The 26,818-nt window shown below is 42.1% G+C and carries 27 protein-coding genes and 1 pseudogene; 22 read left to right on the top strand and 6 right to left on the bottom strand.

The window, feature by feature from the left end; all coding sequences use genetic code 11:
- Window positions 1–31 precede the first annotated feature (31 nt).
- The 9 genes from racE to yidD are packed head-to-tail and all read left to right on the top strand — an operon-like array spanning window position 32 to window position 5,747.
- Window positions 32–826, top strand: a complete 795-nt coding sequence (gene racE, locus L0P31_RS06570) for a glutamate racemase (RefSeq protein ID WP_033684754.1) — start codon at window positions 32–34, stop codon at window positions 824–826.
- Entirely contained in the window at window positions 823–1,794 is a 972-nt protein-coding gene (locus L0P31_RS06565) for a nucleoside-triphosphate diphosphatase (RefSeq protein ID WP_000182403.1), read from the top strand. The genes racE and L0P31_RS06565 overlap by 4 nt, the downstream gene beginning before the upstream one ends.
- Entirely contained in the window at window positions 1,770–2,291 is a 522-nt protein-coding gene (locus L0P31_RS06560) for a metallophosphoesterase (RefSeq protein ID WP_001118952.1), read from the top strand. The genes L0P31_RS06565 and L0P31_RS06560 overlap by 25 nt, the downstream gene beginning before the upstream one ends.
- Window positions 2,288–2,749, top strand: coding sequence for a cyclic-di-AMP-binding protein CbpB (cbpB, locus tag L0P31_RS06555; protein WP_238096245.1), 462 nt, complete (start codon window positions 2,288–2,290; stop codon window positions 2,747–2,749). The genes L0P31_RS06560 and cbpB overlap by 4 nt, the downstream gene beginning before the upstream one ends.
- Window positions 2,746–3,480, top strand: coding sequence for a site-specific tyrosine recombinase XerD (gene xerD, locus L0P31_RS06550; RefSeq protein ID WP_282185625.1), 735 nt, complete (start codon window positions 2,746–2,748; stop codon window positions 3,478–3,480). The genes cbpB and xerD overlap by 4 nt, the downstream gene beginning before the upstream one ends.
- The gene (locus L0P31_RS06545) at window positions 3,480–4,208 is read left to right on the top strand and encodes a segregation/condensation protein A (protein ID WP_238096241.1); all 729 of its coding nucleotides are present in this window, start codon (window positions 3,480–3,482) and stop codon (window positions 4,206–4,208) included. The genes xerD and L0P31_RS06545 overlap by 1 nt, the downstream gene beginning before the upstream one ends.
- A gap of 18 nt (window positions 4,209–4,226) precedes the next feature.
- Entirely contained in the window at window positions 4,227–4,796 is a 570-nt protein-coding gene (gene scpB / locus L0P31_RS06540; RefSeq protein WP_070526553.1) for an SMC-Scp complex subunit ScpB, read from the top strand.
- Window positions 4,783–5,505 (top strand): pseudouridine synthase, encoded by a 723-nt coding sequence (locus L0P31_RS06535; RefSeq protein WP_001222228.1) that lies wholly within the window; start codon window positions 4,783–4,785, stop codon window positions 5,503–5,505. The genes scpB and L0P31_RS06535 overlap by 14 nt, the downstream gene beginning before the upstream one ends.
- A complete protein-coding gene (gene yidD / locus L0P31_RS06530; protein WP_084927008.1) occupies window positions 5,505–5,747 on the top strand; it encodes a membrane protein insertion efficiency factor YidD in 243 nt (80 codons plus the stop codon). Before L0P31_RS06535 ends, yidD begins: the two co-directional genes overlap by 1 nt.
- A 110-nt stretch (window positions 5,748–5,857) precedes the next feature.
- Here yidD and L0P31_RS06525 read toward each other — a convergent pair whose 3' ends face one another.
- The 5 genes from L0P31_RS06525 to galE all read right to left on the bottom strand — a co-directional run bounded on the left by L0P31_RS06525 (window position 5,858) and on the right by galE (window position 10,715).
- Window positions 5,858–6,823 (bottom strand): siderophore ABC transporter substrate-binding protein, encoded by a 966-nt coding sequence (locus L0P31_RS06525; RefSeq protein WP_238096240.1) that lies wholly within the window; start codon window positions 6,821–6,823, stop codon window positions 5,858–5,860.
- 95 nt (window positions 6,824–6,918) lie between these two features.
- Window positions 6,919–7,671, bottom strand: coding sequence for an iron ABC transporter ATP-binding protein (locus tag L0P31_RS06520; protein WP_238096239.1), 753 nt, complete (start codon window positions 7,669–7,671; stop codon window positions 6,919–6,921).
- On the bottom strand, window positions 7,668–8,624 hold the full coding sequence (locus L0P31_RS06515) for an iron chelate uptake ABC transporter family permease subunit (protein ID WP_238096237.1): 957 nt from the start codon (window positions 8,622–8,624) through the stop codon (window positions 7,668–7,670). The genes L0P31_RS06520 and L0P31_RS06515 overlap by 4 nt, the downstream gene beginning before the upstream one ends.
- Window positions 8,614–9,573 (bottom strand): ABC transporter permease, encoded by a 960-nt coding sequence (locus L0P31_RS06510; RefSeq protein ID WP_020903104.1) that lies wholly within the window; start codon window positions 9,571–9,573, stop codon window positions 8,614–8,616. Before L0P31_RS06510 ends, L0P31_RS06515 begins: the two co-directional genes overlap by 11 nt.
- 143 nt (window positions 9,574–9,716) lie before the next feature.
- On the bottom strand, window positions 9,717–10,715 hold the full coding sequence (galE, locus tag L0P31_RS06505; RefSeq protein WP_033684762.1) for a UDP-glucose 4-epimerase GalE: 999 nt from the start codon (window positions 10,713–10,715) through the stop codon (window positions 9,717–9,719).
- A gap of 295 nt (window positions 10,716–11,010) precedes the next feature.
- Between galE and pepA the strand changes: the two genes are divergently transcribed.
- Together pepA and L0P31_RS06495 are read left to right on the top strand one after the other, a co-directional pair.
- On the top strand, window positions 11,011–12,075 hold the full coding sequence (pepA, locus tag L0P31_RS06500; RefSeq protein WP_238096235.1) for a glutamyl aminopeptidase: 1,065 nt from the start codon (window positions 11,011–11,013) through the stop codon (window positions 12,073–12,075).
- Between the two features lie 21 nt (window positions 12,076–12,096).
- The gene (locus tag L0P31_RS06495; RefSeq protein WP_033679682.1) at window positions 12,097–12,393 is read left to right on the top strand and encodes a bacteriocin immunity family protein; all 297 of its coding nucleotides are present in this window, start codon (window positions 12,097–12,099) and stop codon (window positions 12,391–12,393) included.
- 97 nt (window positions 12,394–12,490) lie between these two features.
- On the opposite strand, the gene L0P31_RS06490 is transcribed toward L0P31_RS06495, so the two are convergent.
- Window positions 12,491–14,122, bottom strand: coding sequence for a Na/Pi cotransporter family protein (locus tag L0P31_RS06490; protein WP_238096233.1), 1,632 nt, complete (start codon window positions 14,120–14,122; stop codon window positions 12,491–12,493).
- Between the two features lie 303 nt (window positions 14,123–14,425).
- On the opposite strand from L0P31_RS06490, the pseudogene L0P31_RS09460 reads away from it, so the two are divergent.
- The 11 genes and pseudogenes from L0P31_RS09460 to grpE all read left to right on the top strand — a co-directional run.
- Window positions 14,426–14,488 (top strand): annotated as a pseudogene (locus L0P31_RS09460) (YSIRK-type signal peptide-containing protein); the annotation flags it as partial.
- 291 nt (window positions 14,489–14,779) lie between these two features.
- Window positions 14,780–19,699, top strand: coding sequence for an endo-beta-N-acetylglucosaminidase (locus L0P31_RS06485; protein ID WP_419991935.1), 4,920 nt, complete (start codon window positions 14,780–14,782; stop codon window positions 19,697–19,699).
- Between the two features lie 89 nt (window positions 19,700–19,788).
- Window positions 19,789–20,985 (top strand): phosphoglycerate kinase, encoded by a 1,197-nt coding sequence (locus L0P31_RS06480; RefSeq protein ID WP_172921947.1) that lies wholly within the window; start codon window positions 19,789–19,791, stop codon window positions 20,983–20,985.
- Window positions 20,986–21,120: 135 nt separating this feature from the next.
- Window positions 21,121–21,648, top strand: a complete 528-nt coding sequence (locus tag L0P31_RS06475) for an FUSC family protein (protein ID WP_000119915.1) — start codon at window positions 21,121–21,123, stop codon at window positions 21,646–21,648.
- Window positions 21,649–21,724: 76 nt separating this feature from the next.
- Window positions 21,725–22,081 (top strand): transcriptional repressor GlnR, encoded by a 357-nt coding sequence (gene glnR / locus L0P31_RS06470; RefSeq protein ID WP_000659548.1) that lies wholly within the window; start codon window positions 21,725–21,727, stop codon window positions 22,079–22,081.
- Between the two features lie 36 nt (window positions 22,082–22,117).
- Window positions 22,118–23,464: a type I glutamate--ammonia ligase gene (gene glnA, locus L0P31_RS06465; RefSeq protein WP_001122887.1), complete on the top strand. Its 1,347-nt coding sequence runs from the start codon at window positions 22,118–22,120 to the stop codon at window positions 23,462–23,464.
- A gap of 120 nt (window positions 23,465–23,584) precedes the next feature.
- Window positions 23,585–23,905 carry a PadR family transcriptional regulator gene (locus tag L0P31_RS06460; protein ID WP_023947118.1) on the top strand — a complete coding sequence of 107 codons (321 nt, stop codon included), beginning with the start codon at window positions 23,585–23,587 and terminating at the stop codon, window positions 23,903–23,905.
- A complete protein-coding gene (locus L0P31_RS06455) occupies window positions 23,905–24,480 on the top strand; it encodes a DUF2812 domain-containing protein (protein WP_023947120.1) in 576 nt (191 codons plus the stop codon). The genes L0P31_RS06460 and L0P31_RS06455 overlap by 1 nt, the downstream gene beginning before the upstream one ends.
- A 34-nt stretch (window positions 24,481–24,514) precedes the next feature.
- Window positions 24,515–25,027: a DUF2812 domain-containing protein gene (locus L0P31_RS06450; protein ID WP_031237044.1), complete on the top strand. Its 513-nt coding sequence runs from the start codon at window positions 24,515–24,517 to the stop codon at window positions 25,025–25,027.
- 160 nt (window positions 25,028–25,187) lie between these two features.
- Window positions 25,188–26,222: a heat-inducible transcriptional repressor HrcA gene (hrcA, locus tag L0P31_RS06445; RefSeq protein ID WP_000255759.1), complete on the top strand. Its 1,035-nt coding sequence runs from the start codon at window positions 25,188–25,190 to the stop codon at window positions 26,220–26,222.
- Window positions 26,223–26,248: 26 nt separating this feature from the next.
- On the top strand, window positions 26,249–26,782 hold the full coding sequence (grpE, locus tag L0P31_RS06440) for a nucleotide exchange factor GrpE (RefSeq protein ID WP_136936940.1): 534 nt from the start codon (window positions 26,249–26,251) through the stop codon (window positions 26,780–26,782).
- Window positions 26,783–26,818: the final 36 nt, after the last annotated feature.

The following is a 26,818-nucleotide window of genomic DNA, read 5'->3' as shown; positions in this document are numbered from 1 at the left end:
CAATCAGAAAAAAGACTAGAAAGAAGACTGTATGGATAATCGACCAATTGGTTTTTTGGATTCGGGTGTCGGGGGCTTGACCGTTGTGCGCGAGCTCATGCGCCAACTTCCCCATGAAGAAATCGTCTATATTGGAGATTCGGCACGCGCGCCTTACGGGCCCCGTCCTGCTGAGCAAATTCGTGAATATACTTGGCAGTTGGTCAACTTTCTTTTGACCAAGGATGTCAAAATGATTGTCATTGCTTGTAATACAGCGACTGCGGTCGTCTGGGAAGAAATCAAGGCTCAACTAGATATTCCTGTCCTAGGTGTAATTTTGCCAGGAGCTTCGGCAGCCATCAAGTCCAGCCAAGGTGGGAAAATCGGAGTCATTGGAACGCCTATGACGGTACAATCTGACATCTACCGACAGAAAATCAATGATCTGGATCCGGACTTACAGGTGGAGAGTTTGGCCTGTCCCAAGTTTGCTCCCTTGGTGGAGTCTGGGGCTCTGTCAACCAGTGTCACTAAGAAAGTAGTTTATGAAACCCTACGTCCCTTGGTTGGAAAGGTGGATAGCCTGATTTTGGGTTGTACCCATTATCCACTCCTCAGACCCATTATTCAAAATGTCATGGGACCCAAGGTTCAGCTCATCGATAGTGGGGCAGAGTGCGTACGGGATATCTCAGTCTTACTTAATTATTTTGAAATCAATCGTGGTCGCGATGCCGGACCACTCCATCACCGTTTTTACACAACAGCCAGCAGCCAAAGTTTTGCACAAATTGGTGAAGAATGGCTTGAAAAAGAGATTCATGTGGAGCATGTAGAATTATGACAAATAAAATTTATGAATACAAGGATGACCAGGACTGGTATGTCGGGTCCTATGCTATTTTTGGTGGCGTCCGGACGTTGACTGATGAAGACTTGGATTTCCCTCTGGTTGGATTGGCCAAAATCTTTCGAGACGAGGAACGAGGTTTCCCGATTTCAGTTGCTGTTTTACGCTATGGTTCTCGCTACCGTTTATTGTCTTTTGTGGTAGATATCCTCAACCAAGAAATGGGACGTAACTTGGAAGTCATTCAACGTCAAGGGGCCCTGCTCTTGGTTGAAAATGGGCAACTCTTGTATGTGGAATTGCCTAAAGAAGGGGTCAATGTTCACGACTTCTTTGAGACAAACAAGGTTAGAGAAACCTTGTTGATTGCGACTCGTAACGAGGGCAAGACCAAGGAATTTCGAGCTATCTTTGACAAGTTAGGATACGATGTGGAAAATCTTAATGACTATCCTGACTTACCTGAAGTAGCAGAAACAGGCATGACCTTCGAAGAAAACGCCCGCCTCAAGGCAGAAACTATTTCTCAATTAACGGGCAAGATGGTTTTGGCAGATGACTCAGGTCTCAAAGTCGATGTCCTTGGTGGCTTGCCAGGTGTCTGGTCAGCTCGTTTCGCAGGTGTGGGAGCTACTGACCGTGAAAACAATGCCAAACTCTTGCACGAATTGGCCATGGTCTTTGAACTCAAGGACCGCTCGGCTCAATTCCATACAACCCTAGTCGTGGCCAGTCCAAACAAGGAAAGCTTGGTTGTTGAAGCAGACTGGCCAGGCTACATTAACTTTGAACCTAAGGGTGAAAATGGATTTGGTTACGATCCTCTCTTCCTGGTAGGAGAGACAGGCAAGTCCTCAGCTGAATTAACCCTTGAAGAAAAAAATAGTCAATCTCACCGTGCCTTAGCCGTTAAGAAACTTTTGGAGGTATTTCCATCATGGCAAAGCAAACCATCATTGTAATGAGCGATTCTCATGGCGATAGCTTGATTGTGGAAGAAATCCGTGATCGCTATGTAGGCAAAGTTGATGCCGTTTTTCATAACGGCGATTCTGAACTGCGTCCTGATTCTCCCCTTTGGGAAGGCATCCGTGTTGTTAAAGGGAATATGGACTTCTATGCAGGTTACCCAGAACGTTTGGTGACTGAGCTTGGTTCGACCAAGATTATCCAAACACATGGTCACTTGTTTGACATTAATTTCAATTTTCAAAAGTTGGACTACTGGGCTCAGGAGGAAGAGGCCGATATCTGCCTCTATGGTCACTTGCATGTGCCAAGTGCTTGGATGGAAGGCAAGACTCTTTTTCTAAATCCAGGTTCCATCAGTCAACCACGTGGGACCATCAGAGAATGTCTCTATGCTCGTGTGGAGATTGATGACAGTTATTTCAAAGTGGACTTTTTGACACGAGACCATGAGGTGTATCCGGGCTTGTCCAAGGAGTTTAGCCGATGATTGCCAAGGAGTTTGAGACTTTCTTGTTGGGGCAAGAAGAAACTTTTTTGACTCCTGCTAAAAATCTAGCTGTGTTGATTGATACTCACAATGCGGATCATGCGACACTCTTGCTTAGTCAGATGACCTATACCCGTGTTCCTGTTGTGACAGATGAAAAACAGTTTGTTGGGACGATTGGGCTCAGAGATATTATGGCTTATCAGATGGAACATGACTTGAGTCAAGAAATCATGGCAGATACGGATATCGTTCATATGACCAAAACGGATGTAGCGGTTGTTTCGCCTGATTTTACCATTACGGAGGTCTTGCACAAGCTGGTAGATGAGTCCTTCTTGCCGGTTGTGGATGCGTCTGGTATTTTCCAAGGAATTATCACGCGCAAGTCTATCCTCAAGGCAGTCAATGCCCTCTTGCATGACTTTAGTAAGGAATTTGAGATTCGATGCAAATGAGAGACAGGATTTCAGCCTTTTTAGAGGAAAAGCAGGGTCTGTCTGCCAATTCCAAGCAGTCCTATAAGTATGATTTGGAGCACTTTTTAGACATTGTGGGCGAGCGGATTTCGGAGACTAGTCTCAAGATTTACCAAGCCCAGCTAGCCAATCTAAAAATCAGCGCCCAGAAGCGAAAGATTTCGGCCTGTAACCAATTTCTCTACTTCCTCTATCAAAAAGGAGAAGTGGATAGCTTTTACCGCTTAGAATTAGCTAAACAAGCTGAAAAGAAGACGGCAAAGCCAGAACTGTTAGACCTAGACTCTTTTTGGCAAGAAAGTGACTATTCAGAGGGTCGCTTGCTAGCGCTCTTAATCCTAGAAATGGGGCTCTTGCCGAGTGAGATTTTAGCTCTCAAGGTTGCGGATATCAATCTGGACTTTCAAGTGTTGCGAATCAAGAAGGCTTCCCAACAGAGGATTGTCACCATTCCTACAACCTTGCTTTCAGAATTGGAACCCTTGATGGGTCAGATATATCTCTTTGAAAGGGGAGGGAAAGCCTATTCTCGTCAGTGGGCCTTTCGTCAGTTAGAAGCTTTTGTCAAGGAGAAAGGTTTTCCAGCCTTATCAGCTCAAGCCTTGCGGGAACAGTTCATTCTACGACAAATTGAAAACAAGGTCGATTTGTACGAAATTGCAAAAAAATTAGGATTAAAAACAGTCCTGACCTTAGAAAAATATAGATAATGGATATTAAATTAAAAGATTTTGAAGGGCCTCTGGACTTGCTCTTGCACCTGGTTTCCAAGTATCAGATGGATATCTACGATGTGCCTATTACGGAAGTCATCGAGCAGTATCTAGCCTATGTCTCAACCCTGCAGGCCATGCGTCTAGAAGTGACGGGCGAGTACATGGTCATGGCCAGTCAGCTCATGCTAATCAAGAGCCGCAAGCTTCTTCCAAAGGTAGCAGAAGTGACCGACTTGGAGGACGATCTAGAGCAGGACCTTCTCTCTCAAATCGAAGAATACCGCAAATTCAAGCTCTTGGGTGAACACTTGGAGGCTAAGCACAAAGAGCGGGCTCAGTACTATTCCAAAGCGCCGACAGAGTTGATTTACGAAGATGCGGAGCTTGTGCATGACAAGACGACCATTGACCTCTTTTTGGCTTTTTCAAATATCCTAGCCAAGAAAAAAGAGGAGTTTGCACAGAATCACACGACTATCTTGCGGGATGAGTATAAGATTGAGGACATGATGGTTATCGTGAAAGAGTCCTTGGCTGGACGGGAACAATTGCGCTTGCAGGATTTGTTCAAGGAAGCCCAGAATCTCCAAGAGGTCATTACCCTCTTTTTGGCAACCCTAGAGTTAATCAAAACCCAGGAGCTGATCCTCGTGCAAGAGGAAAGTTTCGGAGATATTTATCTCATGGAAAAGAAGGAAGAAAGTCAAGTGGCCCAAAGCTAGACTTGATAGAGAGGAAAGATGAGTACTTTAGCAAAAATAGAAGCGCTCTTGTTTGTAGCGGGTGAAGATGGGATTAGAGTCCGCCAGTTAGCTGAACTCCTCTCTCTGCCACCGACAGGCATCCAACAGAGTTTAGAAAAATTAGTCCAGAAGTATGAAAGGGACCCAGATTCCAGTTTGGCCCTGATTGAGACAGGGGGCGCTTATAGATTGGTGACCAAGCCTCAGTTTTCAGAGATTTTGAAGGAATACTCTAAGGCACCTATCAACCAGAGTTTATCTCGGGCTGCCCTTGAGACCTTGTCCATCATTGCCTACAAACAGCCCATCACACGGATAGAGATTGATGCCATCCGTGGTGTCAACTCGAGTGGGGCCTTGGCAAAGTTGCAGGCCTTTGACTTGATACGAGAAGACGGGAAAAAAGAAGTGTTGGGTCGCCCCAACCTCTATGTGACTACAGATTATTTCCTAGATTACATGGGGATAAACCATTTAGAAGAATTACCAGTGATTGATGAGCTTGAGATTCAAGCCCGAGAAAGCCAATTATTTGGTGAAAGGATAGAAGAAGATGAGAATCAATAAGTATATTGCCCACGCAGGTGTGGCCAGTAGGAGAAAAGCAGAAGAGTTAATCAAGCAAGGCTTGGTGACGGTCAACGGCCAGGTGGTACGTGAACTCGCAACGACCATCAAGTCAGGAGACAAGGTCGAAGTAGAAGGTCAACCAATCTACAACGAAGAAAAGGTTTATTATCTGCTTAACAAACCACGAGGTGTTATTTCCAGTGTGACAGATGACAAGGGCCGTAAGACAGTTGTGGACCTCTTGCCCAACGTGAAAGAGCGCATCTACCCTGTAGGTCGTTTGGACTGGGATACATCAGGAGTCTTGATTTTGACCAATGATGGGGATTTTACGGATGAAATGATTCACCCTCGTAATGAGATTGATAAGGTTTATGTTGCGCGTGTTAAAGGTGTGGCCAATAAGGACAATCTTCGTCCCTTGACCCGTGGACTTGAGATTGATGGCAAGAAAACCAAGCCGGCTGTCTATGAGATTCTCAAAGTGGACCCAGTTAAAAACCGCTCTGTGGTACAGTTGACTATCCATGAAGGGCGTAACCACCAGGTTAAAAAGATGTTTGAAGCTGTCGGTCTTCAAGTGGACAAGTTGTCACGGACCCGTTTTGGACATCTAGACTTGACAGGACTCCGTCCAGGAGAATCCCGTCGTCTTAACAAAAAAGAAATCAGCCAACTACATACCATGGCTGTAACCAAGAAATAATGAAACGAATTTTAATAGCGCCTGTGCGCTTTTACCAACGTTTTATCTCGCCAGCCTTTCCACCTTCTTGTCGTTTTGAGCCTACTTGCTCAAACTATATGATTGAGGCTATTGAAAAACATGGCTTCAAGGGTGTTTTGATGGGCTTAGCTCGGATTTTACGTTGCCATCCCTGGTCGAAAACAGGTAAGGACCCCGTCCCAGACCATTTTTCACTCAAACGGAATCAAGAAGAAAAATGAGGCTGGGTAAAAGTATTTTAGTGAAATGATAAAAACGCATCCTATCAGGTTTGAGTGAGTCTGATAGGATGCGTTTTATCATGTAAAGATGTGATTGAGTTTAAAGTAGCTTATTTCAAGGTTTTTTGTGCGTCTTCAATCATAAGTTTGGTTGATTCAAGTCCGCCTCCGCTTAGATACCAGAGGTCTGGTGTTAGTTGGATAATCTTGCCATTTTTAGCAGCAGGAGTTTCAGCGATAAGGGCATTTTCTAGGACGCCGTCGTTGCTTGAGTTGTCCCCACCGATGGCAAGGGTACGGTTGATGACAAAGAGGATGTCAGGATTGATTTCTTTGACACTTTCAAAGCTGACTTCTTGTCCGTGGCGAGAGTCTTCAAATTGAGTATCTGTTGGCTTGAATTTCAAGGTTTGGTACAAGAAAGAGAAACGAGATTGGGCACCAAAGGCAGCCATTTTCCCTTCGTTGAGGAGGATGGCAAGGGCTTTTTTGTCAGAACTTTCATTTTTAGTAGCGACTTCTTGTATGCTCTTGTCTAGCTTGGCCAATTCTTCCTTGGCTTTCTGTGTACCAGTTTCACCAAAGGCGCTTGCTAGGGATTCGATATTAGTCTTGGTAGAAGTCCAGTAGTCATCTTTGCCTGCTTGGAAGAGAACAGTCGGAGCGATTTCGTTGAACTTATCTACGAATTTTTGGGTACGTGGTGAAGCGATAATTAGGTCTGGTTCAAGAGCAGCAAGGGCTTCTAGGTCTGGCTCAACCATAGAACCAACATTTTTAACTTTTCCAGCTAGGTCTTTTAGATAAGTCGGAACAGTTTTTGTAGGCATTCCGACGATATTCTTTTCAAAACCTAAAGCGCGAATAGTATCCGCAGCACCGAGGTCAAAGGTCACAATCTTTTCAGGGACTTTTGAAAGTGTGACTACACCTAGTGAACTTTTAATGGTTACCTCTGTTGGAGCAGAGCTACTTGACTCCGTCTTACTAGTGCTTGAGTTTGTACTACATGCACCAAGTAGGAGCAAGAAGCTGGCCGCTAGGGCAGTGAGATAAAATTTAAGGGATGTTTTCATAATTTCTCCTTTTTAAAATGTGATAACGATTTAAGGAGTCTCTTGGTCTTATTGACTAAGAGACTGAAGGTTCTCTAACTTGAACTTATATGTTATTAGCTATAGATACAGATCTTTTTGCCATTGATATCAGCTAGCGTGATGGGAATCTCATAGAGTTGACTGAGCAGATCAGACTGCATGATTTGATTTGTCGTTCCTTTGCAAAAGACTTGACCGTCCTTGAAGGCGACAATTTCATCTGCATACTGACTGGCCATGTTGATATCGTGGAGGACGATGATAATGGTCTTGCCGAGTTCCTCCACCAGTCGTCGAAGAATCTGCATCATACTGACACTTTGTTTGATGTCGAGATTGTTGAGCGGTTCGTCCAGCAAGATAAAGTCCGTATCCTGGGCCAGTACCATAGCGATAAAGACTCGCTGGAGCTGTCCTCCAGACAGGCTATCGATGTAGCGGTCTTTTAAGTTGGTCAGTTCCAGATAGTCCAGAGTTTCTCGGATTTTTTCCCAATCTTCTGGTCTCAGTCGACCTCGGCTGTAGGGAAAACGTCCAAAGCTGACCAGTTCTTCAACAGTCAATTTGGCTTGGTAATTGATTTTCTGTTTTAGGATAGTCAGTTCTTGAGCCAGTTCTTGCGAATTCCAGCTCTCGATTTCACGGCCTTTGATACTGAGAATTCCCTGATCTTTCTTGGTCAGTCTGCTCATGATGGAGAGGAGAGTCGATTTTCCAGCACCATTTGGACCAATGAAGGCTGTCAGTTTCTGAGGACTGATTTCAAGTGAAATGTCTTGCAAAATATCCTGTTTTTGAATGGATTTGTCAATGTTTTCCAGTTTCACTGACGCGCCCTCCTGTATAGTAAGATAAAGAATAGGAGACCTCCTACACTTTCGATGATCATGCTGATGCGAATTTCCAGCGCAAAGACTCGTTCAATCAAGGCTTGCCCCAAGGTCAAGCTAATAAATCCAACCAGAATGGCTACGATAAAGAGTAACTTGTGCCGATAGTCTTTGACAATCAGGTAGGTGAGGTTGGACAGCATAAAGCCGAAGAAAGCCATAGGACCTACCAAGGCGGTGGCTGTTGAAGTCAAAAGCACGATGCCCCAGAGGAGTTCTCTCTGTTCTTTTTCCACATTGAGCCCCAATATTTGAGCCGTTTCTCTTTGCAGGTGCAAGACATCCAGAATGACTGCTTTCCGAAAGAAAAAGATGGTCAAAGCAAGGATAATCAGAGAACCGATGGCTAGGATGGAAGTGTTGAGATGTTGAAAGGAGGCAAAGAGACCGTTTTGCAGTTTATCGTATTCGTTTGGATCCATCAGGACCTGAAGGAAGGTACTGATATTTCGAAAGAGACTTCCGAGGGCAAGACAAATCAGCAGGATAAAGACCAGATCTTGTTTCATCAGCGTCTTCAGGTAGCCTTCTAAGGCGAGAAAGAAGAGGGATTGGACAAGAAGTAAGATTAGGAATTCTAAGATGGGAGACTTCCCGAGTTGAAGAAACTTGCTTTCAAAAACCAGTAGCAGAGTTTGTAGTAGGACGTAGAAGGATTCGATTCCCAAAATACTAGGAGTCAGGAAACGATTTTCCGTCAGGGTTTGAAAACTAATGGTCGAAATCCCAGTCGCGATAGCTACCAAGAGATAAACGACAATTTTTTGGGAACGCAATTTCCAAGCAAAGGCTGACAAGTGAGTGATGGGCCAAAAGTAGAGAAGACAAGCTCCGATGGCGAGAATAATGAGAAGGCAGAAGAGTTTGGTATGTTTGCTTTTAAACTGCATCTTTTCGTCCCCCTCTCCATAGAAGTAGGATAAAGACGAGGCTACCAATGATTCCTAGTAGAAGACTGACAGACAACTCATAGGGTCGAATCAGAACTCGGGATAGGATATCGCAAGCCAGAACTAGATTGGCTCCAACCAGTGCGACGATAAGTTTGGTCTGACTTAGATTATCTCCATAACGCTTGCGAACAAGATTGGGAACAATAACTCCGAGAAAAGGTAAGCCACCCACGGTAATCATGGTGACACTAGTCGTTAGAGCAACCAGAAAGAGAGCCAGTTTTTCAAGTAGGGAGTAAGAAATCCCCAAACTCTCACTTGCTTCCTTGCCCAGATTCATGATGGTAAAAGTTTGGGATAATTTCCAAACGGCTATCAGGATGATGAGGCCTAAAAAGAGCCATTCATACTGATGATTCTGAATCATGGAGAAGGAGCCCTGGGTCCAAGCTGTCATACTCTGAACCAGATTGAAACGGTAGGCGATAACTTCTGTCACAGAACCGATAATCCCGCTATAGATGATCCCAATCAGAGGCAACATCCACCTTTCCTTTATAGAAAAAATAGTCATGAAGGCTAGGAAGAAGAGGGTGAATGTGATGGATGAAACAAAAGCGAAGAGCATCTTTTGGGTCAGACTAGCCGACGGAAAGACAAAGAGGCTCAGCACCATTCCCAGTTTGGCAGCTTCAGTCGTTCCAACTGTGCTTGGAGCAGCAAACTGATTTTGAGTGATAGTCTGCATGAGAAGTCCTGCCATACTCATACTAGAGGCCGTCAGGAGAATACTGATGGTTCTTGGAAGACGGGACTCTTGAAAGAGAAGCCAAGTTTCATGATCCAGAGCAAAGAGTTTTCCCCATGAAAAATCACTGGTCCCAATGCTAATAGAGAGAAAGACTAGGAGTAGAAGTAAGCCAATTAAATAATGAGAAAGTTTCATACCCCATCCTTTCATGTAGATTTGGTACTGAAAGATACCTGCGGATATTACTGTAACATGATTTATTTAATCTGTCAATAAATTTTCTGACAATTTAATGAATAAAACAAGGAGAGAGCGCCAAGGCTTTCTCCTTTGTTATCCTATTCCAAAATGTTTTTGCCTTCTTTAACACGCCAACGATAATCTGATAAAATAATATCTTCGAGGGAGTAGCTAGCCTTCCAATCAAGATATTTTTTAGCTTTTGATGCGTCTGCTAGGACGCTGGCTGGGTCCCCAGCACGGCGAGCAACAATTTCGTGTGGTATTTTTTGATTCAGTAGTTCTTCAGCAGTTTTAAAGATTTCTTTGACGGTATAGCCTTTTTCAGTTCCTAAGTTAAAGATTTGAGAAGAACTGTTTTCTTGAAATAGGTAGTTCATTCCTTTAACATGAGCCTGTGCAAGGTCCAAGACATGAATGTAATCTCGAATACATGAACCATCACGTGTATCGTAGTCATCTCCAAATATTTTCAGGCTATCATTTTGTCCCAATGCGGTTTTGTTGATATTGGGAATGATGTGAGTTGGATTTTTCACACGCAGGCCGTTTGAAGCATCCATTTCAGCCCCAGCAACATTAAAGTAACGGAAAATGACATATTTCCAGTCGTAGCGATTAGCCATCCAGTAAATCATTCGTTCGCCCATCAGTTTTGTCTCTGCATAAGGATTGACAGGATCGAGCAGGGTATCTTCAGTTGCTGGCTTGTCAATACAGTTATTACCATAGAGGGAAGCAGTCGAAGAGAACATGATTTTTTGAATGCCAACTTCAGATAAGACTTTGAGAACTTGGTTCATACCAGCAACATTGGCAGTGAAGTATTTACTTGGATTTTCAATACTTTCGCTCACAACAATCTCACCCGCACAATGCAGAACAGCGTCAATCTTGTTTTCTTCCAAGTAAGCTTTTAGGGCACTAGCATCATAAACATCCAGTTGTTTAAAGCTAACACGACTATCTACAGCCGAACGATTTCCTGTAGAGAGATTATCTAGAACATGTACCTGATAGCCAGCATTTAAAAGAGCTTTAACGGTATGGGAGCCAATGTAGCCAGCTCCACCTGTAACAAGAATTGTTTTGGTCATGATTTTTTCCTTTTCCTAGTTTTGTACTATTTTAAAGAAATAAGAAGGCAAAGTCAACTATTTTCTGCAAATTTTATGAAAAATCTGAACGATTTTGGCATCGGATTGTTTTTTTTGTTTGGGAATAAAATTTCGAGTGAATCTTGGAATTTTTTTAGATTTTACTTCAAATGCAAGAAAATACAAGCTTTTTCTAAGATACAGTAAGACTAAGATACTAATTTAGAAATCCACCTTCCCGCTATCCTTCTCCTATAAAAAGTGGTAAAATGGATGAAAGAAAGAAGGAACTGAAATGACAACATTATTTTCAAAAATCAAAGAAGTAACAGAACTTGCTGCGATCTCAGGTCATGAAGCACCTGTCCGTGCTTATCTTCGTGAAAAGTTGACACCGCATGTGGATGAAGTGGTGACAGATGGCTTGGGTGGTATTTTTGGTATCAAGCATTCAGAAGCTGCGGATGCACCGCGCGTCTTGGTTGCTTCTCACATGGATGAAGTTGGTTTTATGGTTAGCGAAATCAAGACAGACGGTACCTTCCGTGTCGTAGAAATCGGTGGTTGGAATCCTATGGTAGTCAGCAGCCAACGTTTCAAACTCTTGACTCGTGATGGTCGTGAAATCCCTGTGATTTCAGGTTCTGTTCCTCCACATTTGACTCGTGGAAAGGGTGGACCAACCATGCCAGCCATTGCCGATATCGTTTTTGATGGTGGTTTTGCGGACAAGGCTGAGGCAGAAAGCTTTGGCATCCGTCCTGGTGATACCATTGTCCCTGATAGCTCTGCTATCTTGACAGCCAATGAAAAAAATATCATCTCAAAAGCTTGGGACAACCGCTACGGGGTTCTTATGGTAAGCGAGTTGGCGGAAGCTCTTTCAGGTCAAAAACTCGGAAATGAACTCTATCTGGGTTCTAACGTCCAAGAAGAGGTTGGTCTGCGTGGTGCTCATACTTCCACAACCAAGTTTGACCCAGAAGTCTTCCTCGCAGTTGATTGCTCACCTGCTGGTGATGTTTATGGCGGTCAAGGCAAGATTGGGGATGGAACCCTGATTCGTTTCTACGACCCAGGTCACTTGCTTCTCCCAGGTATGAAGGATTTCCTTTTGACAACGGCTGAAGAAGCTGGAATCAAGTACCAATACTACTGTGGTAAAGGCGGAACAGACGCTGGCGCAGCTCATTTGAAAAATGGTGGTGTCCCATCAACAACAATCGGTGTTTGCGCTCGTTATATCCATTCTCACCAAACCCTTTACGCTATGGATGACTTCCTAGAAGCGCAAGCTTTCTTACAAGCCTTGGTGAAAAAATTGGATCGTTCAACGGTTGACTTGATTAAAAATTATTAAACCATAAGGGAGGTGGTAGGGATGGTAGAACCAAACCTAGAAAGCCTTGTAAAAGATCTTTACAATCATGCTCGACATGATTTGAGTGAAGATTTAGTTGCTGCTCTCCTAGAGACTGCTAAAAAACTGCCTACTACAAATGAGCAATTGCTGGCAGTTCGTCTCTCAGGCCTGGTCAATCGTGAATTGCTCCTAAATCCCAAACATCCAGCACCTGAGTTGCTCAACTTGGCTCGCTTTATCAAAAGAGAAGAAGCAAAGTACAGAGGAACCGCAGCTTCTGCGATTATGTATGGGGAGCTCTTTAAAATGCTTTGATTCCATTGTGAATCAAAGCATTTTTCTATATATTAGAAAAGCAATTCTTGGTTAGGAAAAGAAAAAAGCCACCCCATTTAGGATAGCTTCTTGGATCTTAGATTTGTTCAGCGATAACCTTTTCAGCAAGGTTCATGGCGTGGTCAGATACACGAGTATAGTGGGAAATGATGTCGATAAAGTTGACCCCAGCTTGTGTTGAACACTCGCCTTTGTTGAGGCGTTTGATGTGGGTCTTTCTGAGAACACGTTCCATATTGTTGATTTCTTTATGGCGTTCAATCAGACTTTGAGCTTTTTCAATATCATTGTTTTCTACACTATCAAGGGCATCTTTGATAAAGTCAGTGGTTTTTTGATAGATATCAGCTAGTTCTTGCAAAGCAGCTTCAGAGAACTCAACATTTTTACGTTGAAGGTAGTCAGTCAGATTGAGAAGAGCTTCTGCGTGATCCCCAATCCGTTCCAAATCACGGGATGAATCAAGGATGTTGGTCAGCACTTCACTTTCTTTCTGGCTAAGGGCTTCACTTGAAAGAGTAATAAGGTAACGAGTCAATTTTTCATCAATGGTATTGATGGCTTCTTCCGTCTTGTGGCCTTTTTCAGCAACCTTTTCATTGAGGTTAATGATGTAGTTGTATGAAAGGTCAAAGGCTTTAGAAGCATAATTTCCCAAGTGAAGGAGTTCTTTTTTGGCATTTCCGAGAGCGATTGATGGAGCTTGTTTAATCAAATGCTCATCAAGATAAAGTGGCTCGTACTTGACAACTTCATCTTCACCAGGGATGAGCTTGGTTACAAAGTAGGCCAAGGCTCCGATGAATGGAAATTGGATAATAGTATTTGTGATATTAAAGGTTCCGTGGGCGAAGGCAATGGTCATTTCTGGAGCCAGATTGAGTGTAGATTCAAACCATTGAATCAAGCCAGTGAAAGGTACAAGGAAGACAATACAGATAACCGTACCAATCACGTTAAAGGCGACATGGGCACCAGCAACACGTTTGGCAGCGATATTGGCTCCAAGAGAAGCAATAATAGCTGTAATGGTCGTTCCGATATTATCACCAAACAAGACTGGTAGGGCACCTTGTAGATCAATCAAACCACTTGCGTAAAGATTCTGTAGGATACCGATAGTTGCGGAAGAAGCTTGAATGAGTAGGGTTAGTCCAGTTCCGACAAAGACACCTAGAATAGGACTCTTACTTAGTTCAACCATATAGTCTCTAAAGACTTGCAGGTCTTTTAGAGGTTCCATTGCACCGCTCATAAGATTGAGAGCGAAGAAGATACCACCTACACCAAAAATGATACGTCCGATGTTATTGATAGAGCGATTCTTGGTGAAGAAGAGACAAATCGCTCCGATGAAAAGCATTGGTAAGGCGTAATCTCCTAGCTTAAAACCGATGATAAAGGATGTAACGGTAGTTCCAATATTGGCACCCATGACAATACCGATAGCTTGACGCAAGGTCAAAAGTCCTGCGCTGACTAGCCCCACTGTAATGACTGTGACCCCAGAACTTGACTGAATTAGCGCCGTCATACCGATACCAACTAGCACACCGAAGAACGGATTGCTAGTGTACTTGTCAATGTAAAAACGAAGGCGATCTCCAGCAGCTTGTTGCAAACCGTCTCCCATGGTCTTGATACTATATAAGAATAGTCCCAGACCACCTAAAAAGTGAAATAAAATTTCCTGCCAATTAATGGACATTTCTTTTTCCTCCGAAAAATAATAACGGAATTTCTCCTATTCTATTTTAAAGGATAAAAGTAAATCTAACAAGTGTTAAGCTAAGATTTTAGAAAGAAAATTCGTTAGAATGGGCCTTGATTATATTAATTTTACCAATTTCTAACCTAGATATAGGTATTTCCTTTTATATATTGACATTTAAAAGAAATATTTTAAAATGAGGGAGGAATTATCTTGGTCCCTGTGATTGGGATAAAAATTTTATAAAGAAAGTTAAGCGCTTTCTTTTGTGCAACAAAATCAATTTTTTAGGAGGAGAAAATGAAGAATCCATTTTTTGAAAGACGTTGTCGTTACAGTATTCGTAAGTTATCAGTAGGAGCCTGCTCGCTGATGATTGGTGCTGTTTTATTTGCTGGTCCAGCCTTGGCTGAAGAAACTGCAGTTCCTGAAAATAACGGAGCCAATACAGAGCTTGTTTCAGGAGAGAGTGAGTATCCAACTAATGAAGCTGACAAGCAGCATGAAGGAGAACAGGCTAGAGAAAACAAGCCAGAAAAGGCAGAAGGAGTAGCGACAGCATCTGAAACTGCTTCGCCAGCAAGCAATGAAGCTGCAACTACTGAAACTGCAGAAGCAGCTAGCGCAGCTAAACCAGAGGAAAAAGCAAGTGAGGTGGTTGCAGAAACACCATCTGCAGAAGCAAAACCTAAGTCTGACAAGGAAACGGAAGCAAAGCCTGAAGCAACTAGCCAAGGAGATGAGTCTAAGCCAGCAGCAGAAGCTAATAAGACTGAAAAAGAAGTCCAGCCAGATGTCCCTAAAAATACAGAAAAAACATTAAAACCAAAGGAAATCAAATTTAATTCTTGGGAAGAATTGTTAAAATGGGAACCAGGTGCTCGTGAAGATGATGCTATTAACCGCGGGTCTGTCGCCCTCGCTTCACGTCGGACAGGTCATTTAGTCAATGAAAAAGCTAGCAAGGAAGCAAAAGTACAAGCCCTATCAAACACCAACTCTAAAGCAAAAGACCACGCTTCTGTTGGTGGAGAAGAGTTCAAGGCTTATGCTTTTGACTATTGGCAATATCTAGATTCAATGGTCTTCTGGGAAGGTCTCGTACCAACTCCTGACGTTATTGATGCAGGTCACCGTAACGGGGTTCCTGTATATGGTACACTCTTCTTCAACTGGTCTAATAGTATTGCAGATCAAGAAAAATTTGCTGAAGCTTTGAAGCAAGACCCAGATGGTAGCTTCCCAATTGCCCGTAAATTGGTAGATATGGCCAAGTATTATGGCTATGATGGCTATTTCATCAACCAGGAAACAACTGGGGATTTGGTTGAACCTCTTGGAGAAAAGATGCGCCAGTTTATGCTCTATACTAAGGAGTATGCTGCTAAGGTAAACCATCCAATCAAGTATTCTTGGTACGATGCCATGACTTATAACTATGGACGTTACCACCAAGATGGTTTGGGAGAATACAACTACCAATTCATGCAACCTGAAGGAGATAAGGTTCCAGCAGATAACTTCTTTGCTAACTTTAACTGGGATAAGGCTAAAAATGATTACACTATTGCAACTGCCAACTGGATTGGTCGTAATCCTTATGACGTATTTGCAGGCTTGGAATTGCAACAGGGTGGTTCCTACAAGACCAAGGTCAAATGGAATGACATTTTAGATGAAAATGGGAAATTGCGCCTTTCTCTTGGTTTGTTCGCCCCAGATACCATTACAAGTTTAGGAAAAACGGGTGAAGATTACCATAAAAATGAAGATATCTTCTTTACAGGTTACCAAGGGGATCCTACTGGTCAAAAACCAGGTGACAAAGATTGGTATGGTATTGCTAACCTAGTTGCGGACCGTACGCCAGCAGTAGGTAATACTTTTACTACTTCTTTTAATACAGGTCATGGTAGAAAGTGGTTCGTAGATGGTAAGGTTTCTAAGGATTCTGAGTGGAATTACCGTTCAGTTTCAGGTGTTCTTCCAACATGGCGCTGGTGGCAAAAATCAACTGGTGATAAGTTGAAAGCAAGCTATGATTTTGAAGATGCTTATAATGGTGGAACTTCTCTCAAATTTGCAGGGGATCTTTCAGGTGCGACCAAGCAAGATGTGAATTTGTACTCTACTCGCTTGAAGGTGACAGATACAACCAAATTACATGTTGCCCACAAAGGAGGCAAGGGTACCAAGGTTTATGTAGAATTTGCAACCAAGAAAGATTATACCTACGGTGATGAAGCTGCCCGTAAAGAATTGACAGTTTCAGATAACTGGACTACCGATGATTTTGATTTGAGTGCCTTGGCGGGCAAAACAATTTACGGTATTAAACTCTATTTTGAAAATGACAAAGACTTAAAAGGTTATCAATTTAACCTGGGGCAATTGACCATCAGCAATAATCAAGATGCTCCTCAGGCACCAACCACAGTTGCTGTAGCCAAACAAGTCCTTAAAAATGCCCAAGAAGCGGAAGCAGTTGTGCAATTTAAAGGAAACAAGGATGCAGATTTCTATGAAGTTTACGAAAAAGATGGAGACAGCTGGAAATTACTAACTGGCTCATCTTCTACAACTATTTATCTACCAAAAGTTAGCCGCTCAGCAAGTGCTCAAGGTACAACTCAAGAACTGAAGGTTGTAGCAGTCGGTAAAAATGGAGTTCGTTCAGAAGCTGCAACTACAACCTTTGATTGGGGCATGACTGTAAAAGATACCAGCCTACCAAAACCGCTAGCTGAAAATATCGTTCCAGGTGCAACAGTTATTGATAGTACTTTCCCTAAGACTGAAGGTGGAGAAGGTATTGAAGGTATGTTGAATGGTACCATTACCAGTCTTTCAGACAAGTGGTCTTCTGGACAGTTAAGTGGTAGTGTGGATATTCGTTTGACCCAGCCACGTACAGTTGTTAGATGGGTGATGGACCATGCTGGAGCTGGTGGAGAATCTGTAAACGACGGTTTGATGAACACCAAAGACTTTGACCTCTATTATAAAGATGCGGATGGTCAATGGAAGTTGGCTAAGGAAGTCCGTGGCAATAAAGCCCATGTTACAGATATTACCCTTGACAAACCTATCACAGCTCAAGATTGGCGCTTGAATGTTGTCACTTCTGACAATGGAACTCCATGGAAGGCGATTCGTATCTATAACTGGAAAATGTATGAAAAGCTTGATACAGAAAGTGTCAATATTCCGATGGCCAAGGCTGCAGCTCGTACTTTAGGCAATAACAAGGTACAAGTTGGCTTTGCGGATGTACCAGCTGGAGCAACCATCACTGTTTATGACAATCCAAATTCTCAAACTCCGCTTGCAACCTTGAAGAGCGAAGTTGGAGGAGACCTAGCAAGTGCACCATTGGATTTGACAAATCAATCTGGTCTTCTTTACTATCGTACCCAGTTGCCAGGCAAGGAAATTAGTAATGTCCTAGCTGTTTCCGTTCCAAAAGATGACAGAAGAATCAAGTCAGTCAGCCTAGAAACAGGACCTAAGAAAACAAGCTACGCCGAAGGGGAGGATTTAGACCTTAGAGGTGGTGTTCTTCGAGTTCAGTATGAAGGTGGAGCTGAGGACGAACTTATTCGCCTAACTCACGCGGGTGTATCAGTATCAGGTTTTGATACGCATCATAAGGGAGAACAAAATCTTACTCTCCAATACTTGGGACAACCAGTAAATGCGAATTTGTCAGTGACTGTCACTAGTCAAGATGAAGCAAGTCCGAAAACTATTTTGGGAATTGAAGTGAGTCAGGAGCCGAAAAAAGATTACCTAGTTGGTGATAGCTTAGACTTGTCTGAAGGACGCTTTGCAGTGGCTTATAGCAATGACACTATGGAAGAACATTCCTTTACTGATGAGGGAGTTGAAATTTCTGGTTACGATGCTCAAAAGACTGGTCGTCAAACCTTGACACTTCATTACCAAGGGCATGAAGTTAACTTTGATGTTTTGGTATCTCCAAAAGCAGCACTAAACGATGAGTATCTCAAACAAAAATTAGCAGAAGTTGAAGCGGCTAAGAATAATGTGGTCTATAACTTTGCTTCACCAGAAGTAAAAGCAGCATTCTTGAAAGCAATTGAAGCGGCTGAACAAGTGTTGAAAGACCATGAAACTAGCACCCAAGATCAAGTTAATGACCGACTTAATAAATTGACAGAAGCTCATAAAGCCTTGAATGGTCAAGAGAAATTTACGGAAGAAAAGACAGAACTCGATCGCTTAACTGGTGAGGCTCAAGAACTCTTGGCTGCTAAACCAAACCATCCTTCAGGTTCTGCCCTAGCTCCACTTCTTGAGAAGAGCAAGGCCTTGGTTAAAAAAGTAGATTTGAGTCCAGAAGAGCTTGCAACAGCGAAACAGAGTCTAAAAGATCTGGTTGCTCTATTGAAAGAAGACAAGCCAGCAGTCTTTTCTGATAGTAAAACAGGTGTTGAAGTACACTTCTCAAATAAAGAGAAGACTATCATCAAGGGCTTGAAAGTAGAGCGTGTTCAAGCAAGTGCTGAAGAGAAGAAATACTTTGCTGGAGAAGATGCACATGTCTTTGAAATAGAAGGTCTAGATGAAAAAGGTCAAGACGTTGATCTCTCTTACGCTTCTATTGTGAGAATTCCAATTGAAAAAGATAAGAAAGTGAAGAAAGTCTTCTTCTTGCCTGAAGGCAAAGAGGCAGTAGAATTGGCTTTTGAACAAACGGATAGTCATGTCATCTTTACAGCGCCACACTTTACTCATTATGCCTTTGTTTATGAATCTGCTGAAAAACCACAACCTGCTAAACCAGTAGAAAAAGTTATTTCAAGCAAGGAACCAACTGAAGGTGTCAAGAATTTGGTTGTGGATACTCCGAAATTAGAAGTTGAAGAGACAAGTATCGCCTTCGAACACCAAGAACGTCCAAATCCAAATCTTACAGTCGGTCAACGTCAACTTGTCCAAGCAGGGGTTGAGGGACAAATTCGCCGCTTGATTGAAGTAGATAGCCAAGGCAATCGTACGCTTCGCGCTACAGAAGTTTTGAAAGAAGCAAGCCCTGAAATCGTGGAAGTAGGTACTGGTCTCATCCCTGCCAATCCAGCACCACAAAACACAGACCGTCCAAAACCTACTAATCAACCGGCTTCTGATCAACAAAAGGCTCCTAAATTGGAAGTTCAAGAGGAAAAGGTTGCCTTTGACCGTCAAGAGCATGAAAATGCTGATATGCTAGTTGGGGAACAACGAGTCATCATACAGGGACGAGATGGTCTATTAAGACATGTCTTTGAAGTTGATGAAAACGGTCAGCGTCGTCTTCGTTCAACAGAAGTCATCCAAGAAGCGATTCCAGAAATTGTTGAAATTGGAACAAAAGTAAAAACTGAACCAGCAGTAGCGCCTACACAAGAAAAACCATCCCAAAATACAGCAGTTAAATCAGAAGAAGCAAGCAAACAATTGCCAAATACAGGAACTGCTGATGCCAATGAAGCCCTAATAGCAGGATTGGCAAGCCTTGGTCTTGCTAGTTTAGCCTTGACATTGAAACAGAAAAAAGAAGATGAAGATTAAATATCGAAAAATCTTGTGAAATCTTTCCTTATATTTCCAAAGTGTGATATAATAGTTTCGAATAAAATAAATAAAGGGGTTTTTGTAACATGGCAAAACTTACTGTTAAAGACGTTGACTTGAAAGGTAAAAAAGTCCTCGTTCGTGTTGACTTCAACGTACCATTGAAAGATGGCGTAATCACTAACGACAACCGTATCACAGCAGCTCTTCCAACTATTAAGTACATCATCGAACAAGGTGGACGTGCAATTCTTTTCTCTCACCTTGGACGTGTGAAAGAAGAAGCTGATAAAGCTGGTAAATCACTTGCTCCTGTAGCAGCAGACTTGGCAGCTAAATTGGGCCAAGACGTTGTTTTCCCAGGTGTAACTCGTGGTGCTGAATTGGAAGCAGCTATCAACGCTCTTGAAGATGGACAAGTTCTCTTGGTTGAAAACACTCGTTACGAAGATGTTGACGGCAAGAAAGAATCTAAAAACGATCCTGAACTTGGTAAATACTGGGCATCACTTGGAGATGGTATCTTCGTAAACGATGCATTCGGTACAGCTCACCGTGCACACGCATCTAACGTTGGTATCTCAGCAAACGTTGAAAAAGCAGTTGCTGGTTTCCTTCTTGAAAACGAAATTGCCTACATCCAAGAAGCAGTTGAAGCTCCAGAACGTCCATTTGTGGCTATCCTTGGTGGTTCAAAAGTTTCAGACAAGATCGGTGTTATCGAAAACTTGCTTGAAAAAGCTGATAAAGTCCTTATCGGTGGTGGTATGACTTACACATTCTACAAAGCACAAGGTATCGAAATCGGTAACTCACTTGTAGAAGAAGACAAATTGGATGTTGCGAAAGCTCTTCTTGAAAAAGCAAACGGTAAATTGATCTTGCCAGTTGACTCAAAAGAAGCTAACGCATTTGCGGACTACACTGAAGTGAAAGACACTGAAGGTGAAGCAGTGGATCCAGGCTTCCTTGGTCTTGACATCGGTCCAAAATCTATCGCTAAATTTGATGAAGCTTTGACTGGTGCGAAAACAGTTGTATGGAACGGACCTATGGGTGTATTTGAAAACCCAGACTTCCAAGCTGGTACAATCGGTGTGATGGACGCTATCGTGAAACAACCAGGAGTTAAATCAATCATCGGTGGTGGTGACTCAGCTGCCGCAGCGATCAACCTTGGTCGCGCAGACAAATTCTCATGGATCTCTACTGGTGGTGGAGCATCAATGGAACTTCTTGAAGGTAAAGTTCTTCCAGGACTTGCAGCCTTGACAGAAAAATAAAATTAACTAAATGAATCAAAGAAGAGAGGGATGAAAGTTCCTCTTTTCTTTTACTCGAAATAAAAACGCTTCCTCTCAACTATTCCTCATAAAAATCACTGATTTATGATAAAATGGAAATAGAAAGTTGAGATTATGAGTTATTTTAAAAAATATAAATTCGATAAATCCCAGTTCAAACTTGGTATGCGAACCTTTAAAACAGGTATTGCTGTTTTTCTAGTTCTCTTGATTTTTGGCTTTTTTGGCTGGAAAGGTCTTCAAATTGGTGCTTTGACTGCTGTGTTTAGCCTGAGGGAGAGTTTTGATAAGAGTGTCCATTTTGGGACTTCGCGTATTTTAGGAAATAGTATCGGTGGCCTCTATGCCCTGGTCTTCTTCCTATTAAATACCTTTTTCCACGAAGCCTTTTGGGTAACCTTAGTTGTTGTCCCAATCTGCACCATGTTAACCATTATGACAAATGTAGCCATGAATAACAAAGCAGGTGTTATAGGTGGTGTAGCAGCTATGTTAATTATTACACTATCAATTCCAAGTGGTGAGACAATTTTGTACGTGTTTGCGCGTGTATCAGAAACTTTCATGGGAGTTTTTGTCGCAATTCTCGTAAATTACGATATTGACCGTATTCGTCTCTTTTTAGAGAAAAAAGAAAAATAATGTTACATTTTATAACATTATCAATTGACGTTTGTCTTTTTTTAGACTATAATAGACAGAAAGAAGGAAATTGTAAATGAAGGAAAAAGAATTTCGCCGAAATATGGCTGTTTTTCCTATCGGCAGTGTTATGAAGTTGACCGATCTATCGGCGCGTCAGATTCGTTATTATGAAGATCAAGAGTTGATTAAACCTGATCGAAACGAAGGAAACCGTCGCATGTATTCCTTGAATGACATGGATCGTCTGCTTGAAATCAAAGATTATATCTCTGAAGGTTATAATATCGCTGCCATTAAGAAAAAGTATGCTGAACGTGAAGCGAAATCCAAGAAAGCGGTGAGTCAGACTGAGGTGCGCCGTGCACTTCACAATGAACTCCTCCAACAGGGTCGCTTTGCTTCAGTACGGTCACCTTTTGGTCGCGGTTAGGTAACCGCAAGTAGTCATACATTAAGGAGAAAACTCATGCCAATCACAGCTGCAGATATTCGTCGTGAAGTCAAGGAAAAAAATGTTACCTTTATTCGTCTTATGTTCTCAGATATTTTGGGAACCATGAAAAACGTCGAAATTCCTGCTACAGATGAACAGTTAGATAAAGTCTTGTCAAACAAGGCGATGTTTGATGGATCTTCTATTGAAGGTTTTGTACGTATCAATGAGTCAGATATGTACTTGTACCCAGACTTGGATACATGGACAGTCTTCCCTTGGGGAGATGAAAATGGAAGTGTTGCAGGTTTGATCTGTGATGTCTATACAACAGAAGGTGAACCATTTGCGGGTGACCCTCGTGGCAATTTGAAACGAGCTCTTCGTCACATGGAAGAAGTAGGATTCAAATCTTTCAACCTTGGTCCAGAACCAGAATTCTTCCTATTTAAGTTGGATGAAAATGGAGACCCAACGCTTGAAGTGAATGATAAGGGTGGCTACTTTGATTTGGCGCCTACTGACCTTGCGGACAATACACGTCGTGAGATTGTGAATGTCTTGACCAAAATGGGATTTGAAGTAGAAGCGAGTCACCACGAGGTTGCGGTTGGACAACACGAAATTGACTTCAAGTACGATGAAGTTCTCCGTGCTTGTGATAAGATTCAAATCTTTAAACTCGTTGTTAAAACCATTGCTCGCAAACATGGCCTTTACGCAACCTTTATGGCTAAACCAAAATTTGGTATTGCTGGATCAGGTATGCACTGTAATATGTCCTTGTTTGATGCAGAAGGAAACAATGCCTTCTTTGATCCAAATGATCCAAAAGGAATGCAGTTGTCAGAAACGGCCTATCATTTCCTTGGCGGTTTGATTAAGCATGCCTACAACTATACTGCTATCATGAACCCAACGGTTAACTCATACAAACGTTTGGTTCCAGGTTATGAAGCACCTGTTTACATTGCTTGGGCTGGCCGTAACCGTTCACCGCTTGTGCGCGTGCCTGCTTCACGTGGTATGGGAACTCGTCTTGAGTTGCGTTCAGTGGATCCGATGGCAAACCCATACATCGCTATGGCTGTTCTTTTGGAGGTTGGTTTGCATGGTATTGAAAATAAAATCGAAGCACCAGCTCCTATCGAAGAAAATATCTACATCATGACAGCAGAAGAGCGTAAGGAAGCTGGTATTACAGACCTTCCATCAACTCTTCACAACGCTTTGAAAGCTTTGACAGAAGATGAAGTCGTCAGAGTGGCTCTTGGAGAACATATCTATACTAGTTTCCTTGAAGCCAAACGAATCGAATGGGCAAGTTATGCAACCTTCGTTTCACAATGGGAAATTGATAATTATTTAGACCTTTACTAATACTAATATAGAAGAAAGATTGCCTGAGGGTGATCTTTTTTTCTTGATTTTTATATCGAGGTGTGATATACTTTATATAACGAGGTGCGATATATCGAACTGAATAGGAGGTGGCTATAAATGGAATTAACGGATAAGATCCGTCGTGTTTATCTTCCGATGACGGAAACTGGCTTTTATATCTTGTTCTGTCTGCAAAAGGAAGGTCATGGTTATAGTATTACGCAAAAGGTCAGGGAGATGACAGATTCGCAAATCTTGATTAGTCCTGGAACTATGTATGGAACCTTGTCGAAGATGGAAAAGGATGGCTTGATTTCCTTTGTTCGCGAAGAGGAGAAACGGAAAATCTATCAGATCACAGACTTAGGACGAAAAGTTTTAGATATTGAATTGAAGCGTATTGAACGGCTCTACAGAAATAGTCGGGAGGAAGGATGATGGAAAAGAAAATTGTTTACCGAATTTTTACAATTGCGGATTATGAGAGGGAGGCTCTATACTTTAGAGAAATGCATGCTAAGGGATGGAAACTTAGGGAAGTAAGCTACTCTATCTTATTGTTTGCAGTTAAGTATACCTTTGAAAAGTGTCAGCCTGAGCAAGTGTCTTATCAGTTGGATTTTTACCCAATGGAAAAATCAGAGAGATCCTCCTATTTACAACTATTTAAAGACTGTGGCTGGGAGCATATTACAGACTTTAATAGTTTTTCCTATTTTAGAAAAGCGCATTCTGAAATTGAATCGGATGCAGAATTTGAAATCTATAATGACGCTGCTGGGAAGTTAGCTATGGTTAATCGCATTTTAAGACTGCGATTAGTACCTGTTTTACTTTTGCTAGCCATACATATACCATTCTTACTTAAATTGCTCAATAGGAGTAATGCGTATGGTCTATGGAGTTTTCTTGCGGTCGGGCTAGATGTTTTCTTGTCTTTAATCCTTTTGTTAATGGTTGTCTATATTAGTTGGAAGTTATGGCATAAAAAGAAGGAATTATCAGATTTATGATAGGGTAGGTATGCTCAAAATTGGAGGGGGAGTCATGATCAATAAAAAGCAATTTCGGATGTTCACTATTTTTGATTTGGATAAGGAAGAAGAGTATTTGCACGAGATGCACTTGAAAGGCTGGAGATATAGAACGAGTCGTTTTGGTTTTTTCTATTTTGACCAATGTCAACCGGACGATGTCATCTACTGTATCTATGATTCTAGATTTCTTAAAAAATATAAGCATGAACTACAAGATTTTAGAGATAGAGGTTGGGAATTGATAGGAGCAGGTTCTTGTTCGATTCTTCGTAAATCGTCTTCTAATTTACTTCCAGAGGATCAAGTCTATATTGCTAAGGAGATCAGATGGGATGTTATGCGATATAGACTTCGTTCCTGTACAGCTACTTTCTTAGGTGGTTTGGTTGTTTGTATGAGTTTATTTAAAGAAGAACTTTCTATGTCTTTCTTCGTTATTTTTCTTTTATATGCTCTCTTGATTTCTTATCTAATCCATGGTTTTTTCAGACTTAAAAGGAAATACCAAGTAGATGGAAGGTAAGGTTCTAGGTCTTCAGACTGATTTTTAGCACTCTTGGTAAAAGAGTGCTAATTTTTTGAGTTTTTGTCTTGACATTCTCTTTTAAGGGTGTATAATAGAATCATGAGTTAGCACTTGAGTGTGTTGAGTGCTAATCGATCAGACAGAGAGGAGTGATGAGATGGTTACAGAGCGTCAGCAGGATATTTTAAATCTGATTATTGACATCTTTACCAAAACGCACGAACCTGTCGGATCCAAAGCCTTGCAAGAGTCTATTAACTCTAGCAGTGCAACCATTCGTAATGATATGGCGGCTTTAGAAAAGCAAGGTTTGCTTGAGAAGGCTCATACTTCAAGCGGTCGGATGCCAAGTGTTGCTGGTTTTCAGTACTATGTGAAACACTCACTGGATTTTGACCGACTGGCTGAAAATGAGGTATATGAGATTGTCAAGGCCTTTGATCAGGAATTCTTCAAATTGGAGGACATTCTGCAAGAGGCTGCTAATCTATTGACAGACTTGAGTGGCTGTACGGTAGTAGCGCTGGATGTTGAGCCGAGCAGGCAACGTTTGACAGCCTTTGATATCGTTGTTCTAGGGCAACATACAGCCTTGGCAGTATTTACCCTAGATGAGTCTCGAACGGTTACCAGTCAGTTTCTAATTCCAAGGAACTTTTTGCAGGAAGATTTGCTGAAACTGAAGAGCATCATTCAGGAACGTTTCCTCGGCCACACCGTTTTAGATATTCACTATAAGATTCGGACGGAGATTCCGCAGATTATCCAGCGTTACTTTACAACAACGGACAATGTTATCGATCTCTTTGAACATATCTTTAAGGAAATGTTCAACGAAAACATTGTGGTGGCGGGCAAGGTCAATCTCTTGAATTTTGCCAATCTGGCAGCTTATCAGTTCTTTGACCAACCGCAAAAGGTGGCTCTGGAGATTCGTGAGGGGTTGCGTGAAGATCAGATGCAAAACGTCCGTGTTGCAGACAGTCAAGAGTCCTGTCTAGCTGATCTAGCGGTGATTAGTAGCAAGTTCCTCATTCCTTATCGAGGAGTTGGAATTCTAGCCATTATCGGTCCAGTTAATCTGGATTACCAACAGCTAATCAACCAAGTCAATGTAGTCAATCGTGTTTTGACCATGAAATTGACAGATTTTTACCGCTACCTCAGCAGTAATCATTACGAAGTACATTAAGATTGAAATCATTAAAGGAGGCGAAAATGGCCCAAGATATAAAAAATGAAGAAGTAGAAGAAGTAGAAGAAGTTCAAGAAGAGGAAGTTGTGGAAACGGTAGAAGAAACAACTCCTGAGAAGTCTGAGTTGGACTTGGCAAATGAACGTGCGGATGAGTTCGAAAATAAATACCTTCGCGCTCATGCAGAAATGCAAAATATCCAACGCCGTGCCAATGAAGAGCGTCAAAACTTGCAACGTTATCGTAGCCAGGATTTGGCAAAAGCAATTCTCCCTTCTTTGGACAACCTTGAGCGTGCACTCGCAGTTGAAGGATTGACAGACGATGTCAAAAAAGGATTGGAGATGGTGCAAGAAAGCTTGATTCACGCTTTGAAAGAAGAAGGAATCGAAGAAATCGCAGCTGACGGTGAATTTGACCATAACTACCATATGGCCATCCAAACTCTCCCAGCAGACGATGAACACCCAGCAGATACCATCGCTCAAGTCTTCCAAAAAGGCTACAAACTCCATGACCGCATCCTACGCCCAGCAATGGTGGTGGTTTACAACTAGGCTAGATAGCTTAAAAAAACCTGTCCGAAACGACAA

The organism is Streptococcus mitis (assembly GCF_022137125.1).
Lineage (GTDB): Bacteria > Bacillota > Bacilli > Lactobacillales > Streptococcaceae > Streptococcus > Streptococcus mitis_CE.
This window is presented reverse-complemented; position numbering and strand designations above follow the sequence as displayed.